At 61.8% G+C, this 17,511-nt stretch carries 22 protein-coding genes and 3 pseudogenes; 7 read left to right on the top strand and 18 right to left on the bottom strand.

Annotated elements, in window-relative coordinates; all coding sequences use genetic code 11:
- Positions 1–2: 2 nt before the first annotated feature.
- From Q5701_RS20130 to Q5701_RS20060, 15 genes are all read right to left on the bottom strand, one after another.
- Positions 3–314 (bottom strand): head-tail connector protein, encoded by a 312-nt coding sequence (locus Q5701_RS20130; RefSeq protein ID WP_306752725.1) that lies wholly within the window; start codon positions 312–314, stop codon positions 3–5.
- Between the two features lie 2 nt (positions 315–316).
- Positions 317–757, bottom strand: a complete 441-nt coding sequence (locus tag Q5701_RS20125; RefSeq protein ID WP_306752724.1) for a hypothetical protein — start codon at positions 755–757, stop codon at positions 317–319.
- On the bottom strand, positions 757–1,236 hold the full coding sequence (locus Q5701_RS20120) for a hypothetical protein (RefSeq protein WP_306752723.1): 480 nt from the start codon (positions 1,234–1,236) through the stop codon (positions 757–759). Before Q5701_RS20120 ends, Q5701_RS20125 begins: the two co-directional genes overlap by 1 nt.
- The gene (locus Q5701_RS20115; RefSeq protein ID WP_306752722.1) at positions 1,233–1,562 is read right to left on the bottom strand and encodes an HNH endonuclease signature motif containing protein; all 330 of its coding nucleotides are present in this window, start codon (positions 1,560–1,562) and stop codon (positions 1,233–1,235) included. Before Q5701_RS20115 ends, Q5701_RS20120 begins: the two co-directional genes overlap by 4 nt.
- 41 nt (positions 1,563–1,603) lie before the next feature.
- Entirely contained in the window at positions 1,604–1,984 is a 381-nt protein-coding gene (locus Q5701_RS20110; RefSeq protein ID WP_306752721.1) for a hypothetical protein, read from the bottom strand.
- 12 nt (positions 1,985–1,996) lie between these two features.
- Positions 1,997–3,532: a phage major capsid protein gene (locus tag Q5701_RS20105; RefSeq protein ID WP_306752720.1), complete on the bottom strand. Its 1,536-nt coding sequence runs from the start codon at positions 3,530–3,532 to the stop codon at positions 1,997–1,999.
- On the bottom strand, positions 3,529–3,918 hold the full coding sequence (locus tag Q5701_RS20100; protein ID WP_306752719.1) for a hypothetical protein: 390 nt from the start codon (positions 3,916–3,918) through the stop codon (positions 3,529–3,531). The genes Q5701_RS20105 and Q5701_RS20100 overlap by 4 nt, the downstream gene beginning before the upstream one ends.
- Entirely contained in the window at positions 3,905–5,104 is a 1,200-nt protein-coding gene (locus tag Q5701_RS20095; RefSeq protein WP_306752718.1) for a phage portal protein, read from the bottom strand. The genes Q5701_RS20100 and Q5701_RS20095 overlap by 14 nt, the downstream gene beginning before the upstream one ends.
- A 66-nt stretch (positions 5,105–5,170) precedes the next feature.
- The gene (locus Q5701_RS20090; protein ID WP_306752717.1) at positions 5,171–5,410 is read right to left on the bottom strand and encodes a DNA-binding protein; all 240 of its coding nucleotides are present in this window, start codon (positions 5,408–5,410) and stop codon (positions 5,171–5,173) included.
- Between the two features lie 17 nt (positions 5,411–5,427).
- On the bottom strand, positions 5,428–5,823 hold the full coding sequence (locus Q5701_RS20085; RefSeq protein WP_306752716.1) for a hypothetical protein: 396 nt from the start codon (positions 5,821–5,823) through the stop codon (positions 5,428–5,430).
- 159 nt (positions 5,824–5,982) lie between these two features.
- Positions 5,983–7,056, bottom strand: a complete 1,074-nt coding sequence (locus Q5701_RS20080) for an AAA family ATPase (protein WP_306755453.1) — start codon at positions 7,054–7,056, stop codon at positions 5,983–5,985.
- A 44-nt stretch (positions 7,057–7,100) separates the two neighbouring features.
- Entirely contained in the window at positions 7,101–7,460 is a 360-nt protein-coding gene (locus Q5701_RS20075; protein WP_306752715.1) for a hypothetical protein, read from the bottom strand.
- 223 nt (positions 7,461–7,683) lie between these two features.
- The gene (locus Q5701_RS20070) at positions 7,684–7,896 is read right to left on the bottom strand and encodes a hypothetical protein (RefSeq protein ID WP_306752714.1); all 213 of its coding nucleotides are present in this window, start codon (positions 7,894–7,896) and stop codon (positions 7,684–7,686) included.
- Positions 7,897–7,905: 9 nt separating this feature from the next.
- Positions 7,906–8,088 carry a helix-turn-helix transcriptional regulator gene (locus Q5701_RS20065; protein ID WP_306755452.1) on the bottom strand — a complete coding sequence of 61 codons (183 nt, stop codon included), beginning with the start codon at positions 8,086–8,088 and terminating at the stop codon, positions 7,906–7,908.
- Positions 8,089–8,656: 568 nt separating this feature from the next.
- Positions 8,657–9,877 carry a tyrosine-type recombinase/integrase gene (locus tag Q5701_RS20060; RefSeq protein ID WP_306752713.1) on the bottom strand — a complete coding sequence of 407 codons (1,221 nt, stop codon included), beginning with the start codon at positions 9,875–9,877 and terminating at the stop codon, positions 8,657–8,659.
- 421 nt (positions 9,878–10,298) lie between these two features.
- On the opposite strand from Q5701_RS20060, the gene Q5701_RS20055 reads away from it, so the two are divergent.
- Complete coding sequence (locus tag Q5701_RS20055) at positions 10,299–11,138, top strand: hypothetical protein (protein ID WP_306752712.1); 840 nt, start codon at positions 10,299–10,301, stop codon at positions 11,136–11,138.
- Here Q5701_RS20055 and Q5701_RS20050 read toward each other — a convergent pair.
- A pseudogene (locus Q5701_RS20050) lies at positions 11,135–11,254 on the bottom strand (formate--tetrahydrofolate ligase); the annotation flags it as partial. The gene Q5701_RS20055 and the pseudogene Q5701_RS20050 sit on opposite strands and share 4 nt — an antisense overlap.
- Here Q5701_RS20050 and tnpB point away from each other — a divergent pair.
- The 5 genes and pseudogenes from tnpB (at position 11,211) to Q5701_RS20025 (ending at position 14,291) form a co-directional block, all read left to right on the top strand.
- Positions 11,211–11,552, top strand: coding sequence for an IS66 family insertion sequence element accessory protein TnpB (gene tnpB / locus Q5701_RS20045; protein WP_306752711.1), 342 nt, complete (start codon positions 11,211–11,213; stop codon positions 11,550–11,552). The pseudogene Q5701_RS20050 and the gene tnpB sit on opposite strands and share 44 nt — an antisense overlap.
- Before the next feature lie 278 nt (positions 11,553–11,830).
- Positions 11,831–13,072 (top strand): annotated as a pseudogene (tnpC, locus tag Q5701_RS20040) (IS66 family transposase); the annotation flags it as partial.
- A gap of 14 nt (positions 13,073–13,086) precedes the next feature.
- Positions 13,087–13,317 (top strand): annotated as a pseudogene (locus Q5701_RS23105) (transposase domain-containing protein); the annotation flags it as partial.
- Between the two features lie 26 nt (positions 13,318–13,343).
- Positions 13,344–13,547, top strand: a complete 204-nt coding sequence (locus Q5701_RS20030; protein WP_306752708.1) for a hypothetical protein — start codon at positions 13,344–13,346, stop codon at positions 13,545–13,547.
- 33 nt (positions 13,548–13,580) lie between these two features.
- Positions 13,581–14,291 (top strand): hypothetical protein, encoded by a 711-nt coding sequence (locus tag Q5701_RS20025; RefSeq protein WP_373568574.1) that lies wholly within the window; start codon positions 13,581–13,583, stop codon positions 14,289–14,291.
- Between the two features lie 329 nt (positions 14,292–14,620).
- On the opposite strand, the gene Q5701_RS20020 is transcribed toward Q5701_RS20025, so the two are convergent.
- Complete coding sequence (locus Q5701_RS20020; RefSeq protein WP_306752707.1) at positions 14,621–15,298, bottom strand: c-type cytochrome; 678 nt, start codon at positions 15,296–15,298, stop codon at positions 14,621–14,623.
- The gene (soxC, locus tag Q5701_RS20015; RefSeq protein ID WP_306752706.1) at positions 15,285–16,760 is read right to left on the bottom strand and encodes a sulfite dehydrogenase; all 1,476 of its coding nucleotides are present in this window, start codon (positions 16,758–16,760) and stop codon (positions 15,285–15,287) included. The genes Q5701_RS20020 and soxC overlap by 14 nt, the downstream gene beginning before the upstream one ends.
- On the opposite strand from soxC, the gene Q5701_RS20010 reads away from it, so the two are divergent.
- Positions 16,759–17,493: an IclR family transcriptional regulator gene (locus tag Q5701_RS20010; RefSeq protein WP_306752704.1), complete on the top strand. Its 735-nt coding sequence runs from the start codon at positions 16,759–16,761 to the stop codon at positions 17,491–17,493. The two genes, soxC and Q5701_RS20010, sit on opposite strands and share 2 nt — an antisense overlap.
- Positions 17,494–17,511 lie beyond the last annotated feature (18 nt).

Raw genomic sequence — 17,511 nt, 5'->3', positions numbered from 1 at the left:
CATCAGAAACTCCTGTCGCGGTGCGCGTCGATGATGTCCTGCACGCCGAAGGGCAGCAGTTTGTCGCTGTCAGCCAGGGCCTCGCGGTTGGCGAACCACCATGCAGCCAGTTGCAGCACGGCTTCCTTGATGTCGTCAGGGAGCGGGGGAAACAGATCGCCGCCGAACCGGTCTGCGATCTTGAAGCCAAGCCAGCGCTCGATATGGGCCTGCGCTGCATCGCCCTTCTGTTGCAGGGACAGCTTGTCTTCGGCGGGGGCATCATTTGTTAGCCCGACCTGTGCTGCCAGTTCCTCATAGGTGACGATTGCCATGCTCAGCCTCGCTCGATTGCTGACGTGGGTTTCAGGTCTGCCTGCAACTTGATGACGCTGTTGGCCGCGTCGAAGACCTCGCCGATCCGCATCACCAGTGCTGACCAGGTGCGGGCCGTGACCCCATCGGGCAGGACGAGGCGGAAGGGATAGCTGTCGTGGCTTCGCGCGGCCCGCCACAGAGCAAGCTGGCCCGGGTCGGTCGGATCGTTGCCCATGATGATCGGCATGATCGGGCGCCGCTCGATGCCCTTTGCAGTTAGTTCCTGGCCGAAGTCGTTGGGAACGTCACCCACCACGTCTGCTGTTGCAGCATCCCACTCCGAACCGAGAAAGCCGATGGCCTCGGTTTCGCCGATCTCGACCCAGCCATCATCCGGCATGCCGCCGTAAAGCGGCACGTCAGCGATGAACAAGCGGCTGCCAGCGGTCGGATACAGCATCAGGCAGCGTCGATCTTGACCACGTTGCTGTTGACCCAGAGCGAGGCGTTCAGCTTCATCACGCTGTTGGCCGTGTCATAGGCCTCTGCCACGCTGGCAACCTTGGCGACAAACATGCGCTCGGAGGGGGTGCCACCAGCCGGGGCGTCATTCAGGACGATGCGGAAGGCATAATCGTGCGGGGTCTGTTCCGCCGCGATCAGAGCCTGCTGGCCAGGGTCTTCATAGTCGATGCCCATAACCAGATCCATCGAACCGGCATTGCGGGTGCCTTTCAGGCGCCGGGTGCGCTGGGTGTTGATGCCGTCGAAGGTGATCTCGGAGGAGGTATCACCGACCGATCCCAGGTTCTCGGTCTCGCCGATTTCAACCCACTCTGCCGATTGCCCGGCGAAATCTGCTTGCACGAAGGGGTCGGACTTGGTGTCGAGGGCGCCGCCGATGTAGAGCCGGGCGCCGTTCGTTGCGTAAATGGTCATTGCTGAACCTTTCGAGTGGTGCGCCGTTCCAGCCGCTGCTTGGCGCTGTTGTGGTGATGGGCGCAGAGGCACTGCCAGTTCGCAGGGTCATCGCGCAGGATCGGGTCGCCTTTGTGGGCAATGATGTGATCGACGTGGCGGGCAGCCTCGGAGCAGCCCGGCCACTTGCACTGTCGGTTCTCGCGACGGGCCAGGAACGCCTTTGCCTGGCGCTCCCATGTGCCCGTGTAGCCCCGCTGGCTGCTATTGCCGCGCTTGCGGTCGTGCCGGGCATCCCGTTCGGCCTTGCGCTTCGCCTGACAGGGGCAGATGGCACCCGAAGGCACCACCTTGCCGCAAGAACAGATGCGAGGCGCACGGACAGGCATCAGGCAGCCGGTCGGGACTGCGGCACGATTACCGCCACGGCACCCGCTGCGATGCTGGTGCCGCCGCCCTTGGTCAGCGCCAGGCGCACGTAGCGCTTCCAGCCGCGATAGCCCAGGCGATAGGCGCTATCGGCTGCCAGGGTGGCGGGGGCGGTGCTGTCCACCTGATCGGCGGCAACATCCGTCCAGCCCGTCGAGCCGTTGTCGCTTTCCTGGAGCTTCACGCCGAAGTCGCCCGCCCCAGCGACGGCACCGGTGTTGACCACAAAGGCCAGGCGGCCCGCGCCCAGGGTGTCGATGGCCGCGCCGTTGCCTGCCGCCGACTGAACCGCCGGGGGAAGTGCCGGAATGGCCGCGATGTTGGAATAAAGGTCACGCATGGCTCATCCTCCTCAGCTGGTCGCCATCTTGAGTTTGCGGAAGCGGGCCGGTTGCAGCACCGCACCGCCGACGCGCCGGGTGGCGTGAATGCGGGTGATGCGCTCGCGGGCGCGGCTGTAGGGATCGACCAGCACTGACATGTTCAGGCGATCCACGATCCGATAGGCTTGGAAGTCGCCGTAGATGATCGGGAATTCGTTCGACGCAACGTCCTCCAGGTCCACCATCTCAATCACCGGACGGCCCAGAATGGTTTCAGGCTGGCCGACTTGCAGAGAGGGTTGCCAGACATACTGGCCTTGGCTGTCCTTGAGCGTGCGCAGGATGCCCAGCGTGGTGCCGTTCAGTGCCCAGGCCCCGCGGTTGCGGTAAGGCGCAGGAAGCGAATACATCAGCCGGATCAGCGCATCAGTGGACAGGTTGCTGGCGTGGCCGTTGGCGATTTCCGGAATGTCCGGGTTCATCATGATGCCTTCGGGCTTCTTGACGCCATCACCCCAGAGGAAGGCATTGGCCTCCTTCATGGCGAAGTCCTCGGCCAAGGCCGCGCGCACTTCCGTCTCGGCCTGCGGCGCGTCCTGCAGCAGGCGATTCGAGATATCGACGTAGGTTGCCAGTTCGTGAACCTCGACCTCCTTCTGGCCGAAGGTGATCGTGCTTTCGTCGTGCGGCTCCATCTCGCCGACCCACTTGGCGTTCGTGATGTCGCCACGGGTCGGATAGATGACCTCGTTCGCGTTGGTGCCGCGCACGCTGGCATACTGCCGGATCGGGCTATACTCGATCAGGTCGCGGATAACCTCGGAGGAAAACTCCGGGGGTGCCAGGAAGCCGCCCTGCGTGTCGCTGGTGACGTTCAGGGCCTTGCGGTCGTCGGCGGCAATCCGGTCGCCGTGGACCAGATACTGCCCAAAGGCCTTGCGCTCAGCTGTGGGTTCGTCGGCAGCCTTGGTGTCGCCAGTCGGGCGGTTCATCTTGGCTTCCAGCTTGTCGATCCGGGCCACGAGGGGCGTCTGATCGGCCTTCTGCTCGATCTCGCGCATCTTCACGACAAGCGCGCCGATGCCTTCCTGATCGTTGGTTTCGGTGGTTTCCGTCATGTCCAGTTCCTTTGCTGACGTGATCCGCGCGCCGGGATGGGCAGGCACCGCCACCACGCTGATTTCGAGAAGTTCAAGGTCGCTGATCGTGCGACCGCCGCCCTTGCGCGGCAGGGCCTTGCGCGAAACAAAGCCAATCGACAGGCCACGAAGCGCGCCTGCCTGGATCAGCGAGCGAACCTCTGCCGCACGCTGCACTTCATTGACCAAAAGCCGCCCTTTGACGGTCAGGCCTTCGGTGGTTTCGGTGATTTCCGACCAGACGCCCACGGTCTGGCCCTGGTCGTGTCCTGCCAGCATGGGAAGCGGCGGCAGGGCCTTGGTGAAAGCGCCGCGCTGCACCACATCGCCCACCCGGTCGGGGGTGCCGAAGGGCCATGCGATGCCGGTGATCTCGCCTGCATCATCGACGCTCAACTGCGCCTTGATCTCGATCCGGTCGGTCATGTGCGCCCCCGGAAGGCTGCGCGGTCGGAGGCAAATCCATCGACCTGCTGTTGCACCCACTGCGCGGCCTTGAGGAGGCGCACGACGCTGGCGTGGTTGAAGGGGACCGGCTCGCCGTTCTCGCTGATCTGCCAGCCGACGACGCAGCGGGCCAGGGTGTTGAGGCGGACCTTCTCCCGGTCGGCTGCGCTGAGCATCCCGTCAGGGCCTGCCGCGTCGGCCAGGTCATCGACCATCTGCAGCCGTGCACGGGCCTGCGTAGCGCTGTCAGGGCCGACGATGCGCAGGGTGATGCCGGTCGGCTTGCCAGAGACAGGATCCAGCAGATCGAAGTCGCGGCCCCGATCCTGATCCTGGCTGTCTGCGAGGATGTCATTCAGTTGCATCAGTGTCCTCGGTTTCAGGCACGCTTGGGGTCGCGCTGATGTTGGGGTTCAGGAATTCATCGCCGCCTTCGCGGGGCGGCAGGCCAAGCCAGGACCGGCCCTCGTTCGGGTTGATGGTCTGGCTGGCAATGAGGCTGTTGATGGTCGTCGCGCGGGTCGCCAGATCGGCGCGGGTCAGGTCGTCACGGTCGAACCGGATCACGTGGCTCTGCCGCTCCTCATCGCTGAACAGGGCACGGCGCAGGGCGCCCTCCAACCCGCGCAGCCACGGTTCCAGCGTGTAGGACAGGAACTCGCGGCCCTTCTGTTCGCTGTTCGACCAGGTGGCGCGGGACAGATCGCCGACCATCGGGGACGGGATGTTGAAGGCGCGGGCGATTTCCTCGATTTGGAAGCGGCGATTTTCGAGGAACTGGCTGTCAGTGCTGGTGAAGGTGAAGGCCTCGAACTCGGCACCGTCATAAAGGATGGCCGTCTGCCCGCCGGTATCGGCGCCCTCATGGGTTGCCCGCCATGCGGCGCGGGCCTTCTTCACACTGTCCTCGCCCATGCCCTTCGGGAACTTCAGGGCACCGGAAGGACGGGCGCCACGGGTGAACAGGCGGGCTGCATGGCGGTCCAGGGCAACGGAAATGGCGATGGCTTCCAGGGCCAGCACCAGCGGCGCACGGCCAAGGGGCGGCAGAAGGTGGATGATGTCGCGGGCCGGGATCGGTCGATTGACGTTCCGGTATCTGCGTTCACCGGTTTCCACGTCGAGATCGAAGGACAGCACGCCTTGACGGTAGCGGATGATTTCGCGTGCCTCGCCATTCACCCGGTTGACCCAGGCCATGCCGCCCGCGTCCGACATCAGGGCATCGACCATAATCTGGCGAATTAGTTCAAACGAGGATGTCCATTCGTTGGCCTCGTCGCGCAGCAGGGGAAGAACAGGATGGTCGGGAACGTCGATCTCGTTGCCGCCCTCACGGCGCTTCACATGGATGTCGAGTGATGCCACCGCTTCGCTGATGACCTGGATCGCATTCGCCACGACAGGGACGCGCAGGGCCTCGGTCGTGGTGATGCTGATGCCGGATGCTGTTGGGGTCAGGCCAAAAAGCGCCTCGATCACCGCATCCGGTGATGTCAGGGACTTCTGTTCAGGCGTTGCCGCCTTGCGGGAAAAGGGCCAGATGCGCATAGACCAGTTTATGCGTCATTGCTGGCCCCTGCCGTAAGCTTGTAAAACGCTGGTTTCCGTTGGTTTTCATGGGTTTTCGTGGAAGGATTTGCCGCGAAGCCATGCCATCAACTCGGATTTGAAGGCGAAATAGGTGCCTGATCCTTCCGGCCTGTAGATCGGCACGCCCGGACGCGCTGACAGTTCGCGCGCCTTGTCCACGCTGACATTCAGCACCAGGGCGATGTGCCGCAGGCCCCAAAGCTTGTGATCAGGCTCCAGAATGCCGTCCAGACGCCACGGATCGAGGGGCGGAAACTGCGTCATTCTGTTCTCGTTGCTGCTCATTCAGAAAACTCCAATTCAGTCATATCTTGCGCGTTGCTCCCCGCGCCGGTCCCCAGCCAAGGGGCAAAGTTCTGGACCACCCCCCGTCCGGTGCTGGCAAATTCACTTCGTGTTGCAGAACAGGGGCTGATTGCCGAGGATGAGACTTCAATCGCAATCAAAGGCTGTCCATGTTCATAGAATTGACTGACCCTTTCGAGGATCGGATCGTCCTCAACGCCACAGAGATCCTGCACTTTACCAGTGAGCATCAGGATGAGGGCACCGACATCGCCTTGGCGAATGGGGCGACGGTAAGAGTTCTGGACACCTACGCAGAGATAAAATCCAAGCTTTGTGAGGCGAACTTGCTCAGGCCTTAGTATTCCAGCCATCGGCATCTTGGCACTCATCGTTTCATCCTTCCTTGGGTTGGTGCCGCGCCCCAACGGCGGCTTCCAACCTCAGGGGGTATGGGGGTTGGAAGGAACAGGGGCTGGAAGGGGGTTGGAACAGGGTCGGGACCGGGGTTGGAACGGGTTGGAATTTAGGGTTGGAAGGGGGTTGGAAGGTCATTCTGCCTCCACCAAGAAGGACCGCCGCTTAGATACAGGTCCGTCTTCGACCACCCTGATCTTCCCTTGTGCCAGCAGGGTTTCCATCGCGGATCGGAACGCGGTCTTGCTGATGCTCTCTGCATCCGGGTGGGCGGCAAACACGGAGGGAGCGTATGTTTGCCCTCCTCCGGTATTCACCCGCCGCCCCTGCTCTGTGAGGGTGCGCAGCAGCTTGAGGAATACCCGTTCGGCCTTTGCACCCTTAGCCATGCGGTCCAGTCCGGTTTCGACCGGATCGGCCACGAACACGCCGTCGCGCCAAGTCAGGTTGATCTCGCTACCTGTGCGCCCGTAATTGGCCTTCTTCGTGGATAGCACCCGCGCATCGGGGTTGGCCTCGTATCCATCCTGCGCCACCCGCTCCAGATAGAGCCGCGACCTGACGCTGTTATTCCAGCCAGTCGATCCACTGGTGCCCGTGCCACTGCTCATTCCTGACAGGGATGGATGCGCCAGCAGGACCACTGCGCACTCGTGGCGAATAGCCAGGCCACGCAGCAAGCCGATGAAGTGCCGCGCCTGTGCCCTGTCGTTCTCATTGCCGGGGAACAAGTCTGCCAAGGTGTCCAGGACCACCAAAGCGGGCTTCTCGTCCTCCATACGCTTGTCCAGTTCCGCATAGAGGGGCGATGGCGACAGAACGCCTGATCCGCGATCCAGGAACGCCAGCAAGGCATCCTCCCCCGCAAGGCTGCGAATGGTCAGGCGGTCCAGATCGCTGAACTCTATGTCGGAGGCCTGCACGATGTCATCCAAACGACGGTGCAACTCGGCATCGTCATCCTCTGCACTGATGAACATGACGCTGCCACCGGCCACTTGCCGCTCCAGCCATCTGCTGCCCGTAGCGACGGCGCAGGCCAGTTGCAGGGCCAGCAGCGACTTGCCGGTGCCCCCATCGCCTCCCAGCAGCGTTACCGTCCCAGATGGCACCAGATCGCGCACCAGCCAGTGCCGGGGTGGGACTTCCAGCCCTTCCAGATCGGATGCCGAATAGAACCGGGAGGCCCTTGGTGCGAGATCCTCCATGTAGGGATTGCGCTGATCCTGCTGATCGAGATGGGCAAAGACATTCAAGCCGCGCTCCTCCCTTGGACATAATCCAGGAAGGCCGCTTGATCGCGCGCTGGCATGCGATTGAAGCAGGCCAGGCAGTAGGCTTTGCGCTCAGCAGGGCTGGCTCCATCTGCCCAGAATGCTGCCTCGTCCATGACGCTGCCAAAGGCCGTGATGGGGAAGCCGCGCCGCAAAGCTTTGTGTAGCAGTTCCAGCAGTTCCAGCCTGTCGGATGGATCGCAATCGAGAGTGGCAGCGGCAAGATTTCTTGCCGCGACCTCCCGCCTAGTGTTATCATCGACCCAAGACAGCCAGTCTTGAAGATCAGCCCCGGTCCCGTCTCCCAGCGGGATCGGGGTTATGTTTTCCCCGATCATAGCCCACCTCGAACATGAAGCTGTCGATGGTGCTTGCGGCAAAGCCAGCGGACATCGCCAGGGCGGTCATAGTCGGGATGGTGCGCCTCGGCTGTTGCTCCGCATTGCTCACAGGGCTGCGGATTGAGAACGCCAACGCGCTTGGCCGCTTCGACATACAAGTGCGCCAGATACCGGCGCGGGTTGTTCCTGCGCCAAAGTTGTTGACGGGTGAGAGGCTTGGTCACAGGCTGCCTTCCACCAATCCCGTCAGGCCCTCATCGGAAAGCTTTTGCCGAACCTGATTGGCGTGACCGGCGGAAAGGCAGAAGATGGTTTCTTCCGGTTGGCCGGGCCTATTCACCAGAATGGCGGTTTGGCCGTAAACGACCGTGACAAGGAAACTGCCCTTCGGTTTGAGAAGGAGCAGTTCGTCCAAACTGCGTGCAATGATCATAGCTGGGCCTCATGCCGCAATCGGGCGCGAGGTGATCCAGTCGCGGATCGAATCAGTTGGCCATGCAATGGCGCGCTGTCCAAGGCGGAGCGGTTTCGGGAAGTCTCCCTCGGCCATCATCCGATAAATAGTCGAACGGCCAAGGCCGGTCATTTCCATAACTGCCGGAAGGCGGAGCAATTTGTCTGGCATGATATACGCCCTTATCCTCACATGTTTCATCATCCCGCTCTCGCGGGTTTCGAAGGGGCGTGGACAAGGCGTCCACGGTTTGTGTAGGATGGGGTTGGAAGGCTCGTCGCTTTTCCAACCTCGCCCGCAGAGCCTGACCGCCAAGAAAGGCATCTGCGGGCGTCACTATTTTGTGCCGTCCTATGGTATCTTACAGCGGCCCGTTAGTCGGTCGCAATGCGTGGTTATCACTCGACAGGCTATTGGGTTCCGCCCATCGCCATTGGCGTAGCACCTCCTGAGAAACACCATAAAGTTCATCACCGCTCCATAATGGCGCAGGCCCCACCACGATGCAAATGCGCGCTTTGCCGCCATTGGCCATCTCGCAAGCGATCCACAGACTTTTCCACAGAAATCTGTGGGTAAATAGCGCAGTTCATCGAAAAGCCCCTGTGCTGACAGGGCGTGCGACTATTACGGCAAGCGCAGTTACATTCTTTCCATTCGCGCCTGCGTCCAGTGAGATCCCGCAGTTCATGCGGACGACCTATAACCAGTTCGGCACCTCGAAGGGCTTTTCGCTCCATCACCCAATCCTCACAACCTTGGCGCTGTCCTGCGCCAGATACCTTGCCCATGCCTCGGCCAGGGCGCGGCGCTTCTCCATCAGGTCCGACCGCGCATAAGCAGCCTCGGCCTTGTCCTTGATCGTGTGCGCCAGTGCCGCTTCGGCCACCTCGCGGGGGAACGTGGTCTTTTCCTGCGTCCAGGTGCGGAAGCTGGTGCGGAAGCCGTGAATGTCGATGTCATAGCCGTTTTCACGAACCAGCTTGAGCAGGGTGGCGTCGGACAGCGGCTTGCCCTTCACTGTGCCGGGGAAGATCAGCGCGTCGGGATCCTCGTGGTCGGAAATCTCCTGTGCCAGTGAGAGGATCGATACGGCATCCTTTGACAGCGGGACGCTGTGCGCCTTCTTGGCCTTCATCACAGATGCCGGGCGCGTCCAGATAGGGCCACCTTCGGCCTTCCAGTCGATCTGCCCCCACCGGGCAAGCCTGACCTCACCAGAGCGGCTGGCGGTCAACACCAGAAGACGGAAGGCCAACTTGGTCGATATGCCCGCCGCGCTGTCCTCGACGGCCTTCATGCAACCGGCCACCTCGGAGTAGGGCAGGGCCTTGCGCTGGTCTTTCTCCTGCCGGTCTTTAGGCAGTGCCTGCGCAATGGCGAGCGTCGGATCGTCCTGCCGCCAGCCCTTGGCAACGGCCCACTTCATCACCGTGCCGATGCGCTGCTTGACCCGCCGGGCCGTCTCGCGCTTCTCGTTCCAGATCGGCGCCAGCACGGCCAGCACATCAGCCGTGTTGACCTCACCCACCTTGGATTTGCCAAGACGGGGGAAGGCATACGTCTCCAGTGTAGCAATGAACTGCGCGGCATGCTTCGTATTGCGCCATGTCGGTTCGTGCAGCTTGTGGACGGTGCGGGCTGCTTCCTCAAAGGTAGGCACTGAGTTGGCCTCTTTGCGGGCCTGTAGCGGATCAATGCCTTTGCGGACCAATCGCTTGTTCTCCAGCGCGATCTCACGGGCATTGGCTAATGTGATGACCGGCGGGCTTCCTAGACCGATCTCGCACCGCTTGCCCTTAACCATTATGCGCTGCACCCAGAAGCGGGAGCCGTTCGCCCTAACCATCAGGTAAAGACCCATCCCCCCGCCATCGTGATACTTGCCGGGCGGCAGAGGCGAGCGGATTTGTGCCGCATTCAACCGGGGACGTATCCTCAGGGTTGTGGTTTCCTGCATCTTGACCCCTATTGTTCCCCCAGGCGATTTGCGACGCCATGGGATATAAGCGGAACATGCGGAACGCCGCGTGTCAATATTGTTGTTGTTTTACAGTAGCTAAGGGACGCTATGGGACGTTACGAAAAGATGCGATTGCAGACTTCCACTCCGCCATCCTGTCAGACATGAGCGCGACCTGCGGTTTCCGGGGCTGCGCCAAAATTTGTTTAAATCTTGTTAAAATGCAACTCCGGCGGGAACCCTTCTTTGGGCGAAGGGTTATGCCCTACCGCGTGGCTTGCGTCATTTGCCGGAAAAAACATACACGACCTTTTCAACACATTTTAGGCAACAACCTCGCCTGCTCATACTCAGAATTATTGCCAAATTCTTAATCGGGGTTTCTAATCTGTGAACCAGTTCCGGGAGGAGTGCGCTCATGCCCTACGATTTTGCCTATAAGCAGTTATTGACCCTGATCGCCGCGCGCAGCCAGCAATGGCTGCGCAATCAGATTGACCTGATGCCCCAAGACGCGATCTCCGATGCGCAGATCGATGATGTGGCCGAGATTGCGGTTGCGGCACATATCTGCACCGGCCTGCGGGGGACCGAGGCGCCGTTACAGGCTTTTATCCGAAGCCGATCCACACCGGAATTTACTGATCTGTTTATGGCGAGGTTTCAATCCGGTAAGGCAATCCGCGCCTATTTGGGCACGGCTGTGTTACGATGTCTTTCGCCTGACCGCCTGGATTGGGTCGAGGCATCCGACGCGCTTGACGTTGCCGATCGGCTGGCGCTGACGGATATGCCGGACGCGGCCCTGCTTGCTGCGGCCGAGGCGGTCTTGCGCCGTCCGATCCCCGAGGAACGGCTGGATGACCAAACTGTCGAATCCTATGCCAGCCTTCTTGCCCTGTGTTATCGCTTTGGGGCCGAGCGGCCCCGTTTCTCTGACCCGCGCGCCTATGGCGACGCCTTTGCCAACTGCCTGCGGTTCGCCGACTGGGCAGAGCGCAACGGCAGGCTGGTTCCTCTGGTACAGATGATCTTCTGCCTGTGCCTGATTGACCCGGATCACGATGTGATGCCCCTGTTGGCCGATGTGATCGCAAGCCAGAGGCCGGACGGCTCGTTCCCGGCCCGGATCGGTTTCGGGACCGTCGACCAAGACGGCACGGCCCTGCGATCGACGCTGGCCACTGTTGTCGCGTTGCACATGGTGATCCATCGGCGCTGGCGCACACCGCAGCCCAGCGTGCCCATGGCGGCCTAGAACAGGCCTTCGATTTGTCCCATGTCGTTGAGGCCGATGGTTTCGGCTGCGGGATGGCGTGGCAGGCCGGGCATGGTCATGATCTGGCCGCAGATCGCCACCACGAAGCCCGCGCCGCGCAAGGGTATCGACGGCCTGGCCCTGGCAGTCCAGGAGATGTTCGGGCTGGATCCGTTCTGTGGGGCGGTCTTTGTCTTCCGTTCCAAACGCGCTGACCGCATCAAGCTGCTGGCTTGGGATCAGACTGGGATGGTGCTGGTTCACAAGCGACTGGAAGGCGGCAAGTTCGTCTGGCCCCAGGTGCGGGACGGGGTGATGCGGATGTCGTCCGCACAGATGGCCGCGTTGTTCGAGGGCTTGGACTGGCGCCTTGTCCGACCCGAGCGGGCGCGGCGCCCTTTAACAGCAGGCTGATCGGTCGATCACTTGGGAATGCCTGTTTTTGCTGGCTGAAAGGGATAATCCATGATTCACTTTGAGCCATGGATGCTGATGCTCTTGCCTCGGAAAACACCCTCCTGAAGGCTCGCCTGGCCGAGCTTGAGGCGGCGCTATCCGAAGTGCAGGAGGCCAACCGTCGGCTGGAGGACATTTTGCGCACGGCGCAACGCGCGCAGTTTGGCAAAAGCTCCGAGAAGCTGTCACCCGACCAGTTCAACCTGCCCTTGGAGGATGCCGAATTTGCTCAAGGGGTGCTCGAGGCGGCACAGGAAAAGGCCGAGGCGGCGCTACAGGGGTTGGGGGCAAAGACACCCCGCAAACCTGCGCGCAACCGCGGGCATCTGCCGCTGCATCTGCCCCGGAGCGAGCGCGTGATCGAACCCGCCAGCACCCTGTGTCCCTGCGGTTGCGAGATGGCGCGGATCGGCGAAGACGTTTCCAAACGTCTCGATGTGATCCCCGCCCAGTTCCGGGTTCTGGTAACGCGTCGCCCCAAATATGCCTGCCGCCGCTGCTCTCAGACTGTGGCGCAAGCTCATGCTCCCGAGCATGTGGTGCCTGGCGGAATGCCCACGGAGCGGTTTATCGCCTGGATTATTGTCTCGAAGTTCGGTGACCACCTGCCGTTCTACCGCCAGGCCGAGATCTTCAAGCGGCAGGGGATTGATCTGGATCGTGGCACGCTTGGCAACTGGGTCGGGCGCGCCTGCTTCCATCTGACACCGGTCATCGACCACATGCGCGCTCATCTGCGCAGTGCGGACCGGATCTTCGTCGACGAGACCCGCGCGCCAGTGTTGGATCCCGGCCGAAAGGCCACAAAGAGCGGATACTTCTGGGCCGTTGTGTCCGATGATCGCGGACATGGCGGTGCCGGACCGCCGATCGTGCTGTTCCACTATGCCCCCGGCCGGGGGAAAGAGCATCCGCTGAAGTTCCTCGGCGGATACCGGGGCCGGTTCCTGCAATGCGACGCCTATCAGTCCTACAATGCGATGACCGGGATGGAGCGTAACAACGGCCCCTGGCAACTGGTCTATTGTTGGACCCATGTCCGCCGCCGCTTCGTGAAGCGCCTCGAGAATGAGGGCTCACCCATTGCGGAGGAGATGCTGCGCCAGATTGCACTGCTTTATCAGGTCGAGAAGACGGTCCGAGGAAGGGATCCAGCCGTGCGCCTTGCTGCTCGGCGCGACCATTCGGTACCGGTCATCGCCGCGCTCAAGCCGTGGCTGGAGGCCAAGCTCTCCCGCATTCCGCAGAAATCCCAATTGGCCGAGGACATCCGCTACACCCTTGCACATTGGCCCGGCCTGATCCGCTTCCTTGAGGACGGCACGCTTGAGCTGGACACCAACCCGGTCGAGAACCAGATCCGCCCAATAGCTCTTACCAGAAAAAATGCACTTTTTGCCGGCAATGAAACCGGCGCTGAGAACTGGGCAATGCTGGCCTCGCTGGTCGCCACCTGCAAAATGTCCAGCGTGAACCCGGTCGACTAAACCAGATCCGCCCAATAGCTCTTACCAGAAAAAATGCACTTTTTGCCGGCAATGAAACCGGCGCTGAGAACTGGGCAATGCTGGCCTCGCTGGTCGCCACCTGCAAAATGTCCAGCGTGAACCCGGTCGACTATATCGCCAACACTCTTGGGGCCATTCTCGATGGACATCCGAAATCCCGCATCGAGGACCTCATGCCCTGGCGCTTCAGCCAGACGTCAAGCCTCGCCGCATAGGGCAGAGCCGTAGCGCTTACGATCAGATGATGGCGACGAACGCGCTGCTGTGCGAGCTTCTCGGCGAGGTGCGTGTGTGGGGCGATCCTGAGGCGCCGGATGGGATGGCGATCGAGATCCGGGGCAATATCGCCAACACTCTTGGGGCCATTCTCGATGGACATCCGAAATCCCGCATCGAGGACCTCATGCCCTGGCGCTTCAGCCAGACGTCAAGCCTCGCCGCATAGGGCAGAGCCGTAGCGCTTACCAACGGACAGGCCATGACGCAGTTCGGCCGCGCTCTGGCGGAACTGAACATCGAGATCCTCTGTGCCAACTCCTCACAGGCAAAGGGCCGCGTCGAACGGGCCAATCGCACCCTGCAGGATCGTCTGGTCAAGGAATTGCGCCTTGCGGGCATCAGCGACATGGCGGCAGGCAATGCCTTTCTGCCGGGCTTCATGGCGCGTCACAACGAGCGCTTTGCCTGCCTTCCTGCCCGGCCTGATGATCTGCACCGGCCGCTGAATGTGCCGGCACCGCGGCTCAGCGAGATCCTTTGCATCCGCGATCAGCGCCGGCTCAGCGGCAACCTGGTGGTCCAATTTGAGCGCAGGAAGTTCATCCTGAACGACAGCGAGCACGCCCGCAGTGCGATCGGCCAGTACGTCGAGACCTATGCCTTTGCGGACCGGCCGCTCGAGATCCGCTGGAAGGGCATATTACTGCCCTACCGGGTGTTTGACCCCAACCAGCAGCGGGTGACCCACGCGAGCATCACCGAGAACAAGCGCCTGGCCGAGGTGCTGTCCTACATCATGGTCCAGCAGCAGACTAACCCGCCGCAGGTCGGCCCCGTGGGCAAGCAGCGAGACTACTACACGCCAACCGGCAAGCGCGGTCGTGGTCGAAAGAGCTGGCTCGACAAACGCGCCGAACGACGCGCGGCAGAAGCTCAGGCCGCGCAGATCTTGCAACCACCTGCACAATGACGACGGGCCCCACATAGCCCTCAGCCACGATAGCCAAAACCTGCAAACAGCGCGCTGTCGACGGCCCGTCCCCACGGCCCTTGTGCTGGAGAGCGGGCCGGGGCCGGCTTATCGCTCCAAGCCCCATGCGACATTTCTAAATGGTCCACGAGGCGACATTTTAACTTAGTGACAACATGCCCGTAAGCCGAACGGCGGAAGTCACGACTGCCGAGCAACGGCTGAGTCAAGCACATGCGATCTCAACCAAATAGCGGCTGCGGCTGACCCTGGTGTTCGACCTATAAGATTAAGAGTGAGGCCGCCTCTTAGACGGCCTCCTGGCTTTCTCACATGGCGTTTGGCCGCGGATCCTCAACGAAGCCGTCGGCGTTCGGCATCTTGATTTCCTTGAAGGTCTGGGCATCCAGCTCGACCTCTTCTGGCAAGATGCCGCCACGGCTCAGGATATAGGCCGAGACTGCATAGACTTCGTCTGCCGACAAGGAGCCGGGCGCGTGCAGAGGCATTGCCCGGTGGATGTAGTCAAACAGCGTGCTGGCGTGAGGCCAGTAGCTTTCAACCGTCTTGATCGGCTTGTCTGTGGCCAGGGTGTCTCGGCCACCGATCAGGGCTGGGGCGCCAGTCTCCTTGATGCCCTCCAGGTTATCACCATGGCAGCTCGCGCATTGCTCGACATAGACGGTCTCACCCTCTGCGTAGGTTCCGCTCCCCTCCGGCAGGCCAGACCCGTCCGGCATGACATCGATGTCGATTGCGGCGATTTCTTCGTCCGTGGCAGGCCGTCCGATCCCGAAGTTGGCATCCAGTCCTGGTGCGGCCTCACCTTCGGCGGTTTCCGCGACGGGGGAGGGTGGCATCGGCTCCTCGAGGTCCCCCACAGGCGCGGGCAAGGCTGCGACGGTTCGTGGTGCTGCCGCGTCCGAGGCTGAGGTCTCTGTTTGGGCCTGAGCCATGGTGCATGCAGCCATCAGAAGCCCGGCCAGCGTAAGATCACGCGTGAACATTGGTCACCTCCCCATTGGCAGCCACATGCCAGCTTTGGATCGCATTCAGGTGGTAGACAGACTTGGTGCCCCGGACCCGGACCAGTTCGGGCAGCGTCGGCTGAACATAGCCCGTCTCATCCGTGCAGCGGCTCTGCAGGACGGCCTCATTGCCGTCCCAGATCCACGGCATGCGGAAGCGTGTGTGGCTCTTGTTCAACACCGGTTCTTGCAAGGCCGCCTCGGCCCAGGTCTTGCCGCCGTCTGCAGAGACCTCCACCTTGGCGATCTTTCCGCGTCCCGACCAAGCCAGACCGCTTATCTCATAAAAGCCCGGCCGCGGCAGCTTCATGGCGCCCGAGGGAAAGGTGATGACCGACTTCGCATCCATCTCCAAGGTGAACAGCCGGGCGGTGCCATCGGGCATGAGGTCAGTATATTTGGATGTCTCTTCCCGTGTCATGAAGGGCTTGTCGCTGACCTCCAGGCGGCGCAGCCATTTGATGTGCGTGTTGCCCTCCAGCCCCGGCAGCAGCAGGCGCAGAGGGTAGCCCTGTTCGGGGCGCAGAGCCTCGCCGTTCTGGGCATAGGCCAGGATCGCGTCGTTCATTGCCACATCGATTGGCACCGACCGCGTCATGACAGCGGCATCCGAGCCTTCGGCCAGGATCCAGGCCGCGGTGTCCTGAATGCCGGCTTCCTTCAGCACGGTGGACAGCAGCACACCTGTCCATTCCGAGGTCGAGGTCAGCCCGTGCGTGCCCTGTACGGTCTTGAGGGTCGGCTTCGCCCATTCCGTCAAGCCATTGCCCGAGCACTCGATGAAGTGGATGCGGCTGACAGAGGGCATGCGGCGCAGGTCTTGCATCGACAGGCGCAGGGGTTTGTCGACGAGGCCGTGGATGATCAGGGTGTGGGTGGCGGGGTCAATGGTGGGGATCCCGCCATGGTGGCGTTCGAAGTGCAGTCCCGAGGGCGTGATGATGCCGTGGCCCGACGCCAGAGGTGTCATGGACCAACTCGAGTCCAGGCTGTCGGTTGGATAGCGCCAGCGGATTTCGTTCTCGAACTGCGAGCGGGATCCATAGCCGCCGTCGTCCAGGATCAGGCGTCCTTGTTCTTTTGTCGGATCCGGCTGAACCGGATATTCGATTGCGCCCGGAGGCGCATCGGCCCGGGCGCGCCCACTCGACAGCAGCAGACCCGACATGATCGCGCCACCCGACAGCAGCCCTCGCCGTGTCAGTCCGGTAAACATGCCTTCCTTGCAATCGCATTCCTCCTCCGCGACAGCACCTGCCATGATGCGGCTCTCGAGTTCGATCAGAGCCTCGGCCATTCGCCTTTCCGCCGGTCCGTACCGTTCGCCTGAAAAAAGATCGTCTTTCATCTCTTCCTCCCTATTCACGGCCACCGCGAAGAGGTTTACCGTGTGACGAGAATGGTGCCTCAAAAAATGATAAATGCAAATGAATGATCGCATGCTGATGCTGCTCGAGGCGATTTCCGCAGAGGGTTCTGCGGCCGGACCGCTTGATCTTGCCCGGCACACTGGCCTGCCGCAGGCCACGACCTATCGTCTTCTCGGAGAACTGGAGCGGCTGAAGCTGGCCGAGCGGGTCGGGCAGGGATATCGGATCGGCAGCCGGCTGTGCCGGATTGTCCTTGGGGGAATTCCCGAAGATCGCCTACGCTCCACTCTCGGTCCTGAACTCAGGGCATTGGCGGACGAGACTGGCGAAACTTCCTTTGTCGCACGATTGACGGGGAGCGGTGTTGAACTCTTCCTTCGCCAACTGCCGAATGATGGCGCCGTCGGAGGGGTTCTTCCGCCATTGGGGCTGCGTCCCGCCGTGTGCAGTGCGGCAAAAGCCATCCTCGCGTCTCTTCCCGTTGCTGAACGGGAGGAGATGATCGCCAAGGTGAAGCTCCGCTTCCCGGATCATTCAGACACAGACGACGATAACTATTCCCACGAAATGGCCAGTATTGCCGAGAGTTCGTTTGCGACCTGCTTTGGTGAAGAGGATCCCGATACCGGCAGCTTTGCTACCCCCCTCTCGGTGCAGGGCCGAAACGGCTACTTCAGCGTCGGCATTGTGGGCCCGCGTTCCCGGATCGAAGCAAGCTGGCTGAGCAAGCAACCGATCCTCAAAGCAAAGGCGGCCCTTATGTCCAGCCGATTGGACAATCTTCCGCTGCTTCAAAGCGCTTAAGGGCTCCACGTCTTCCGA

The organism is Paracoccus actinidiae, assembly GCF_030863885.1.
In the GTDB taxonomy this organism is placed as follows: Bacteria; Pseudomonadota; Alphaproteobacteria; order Rhodobacterales; family Rhodobacteraceae; genus Paracoccus; species Paracoccus everestensis.
Note: the sequence above shows the minus strand (reverse complement) of the source record. Positions and strands in the feature narration are given on the sequence as shown.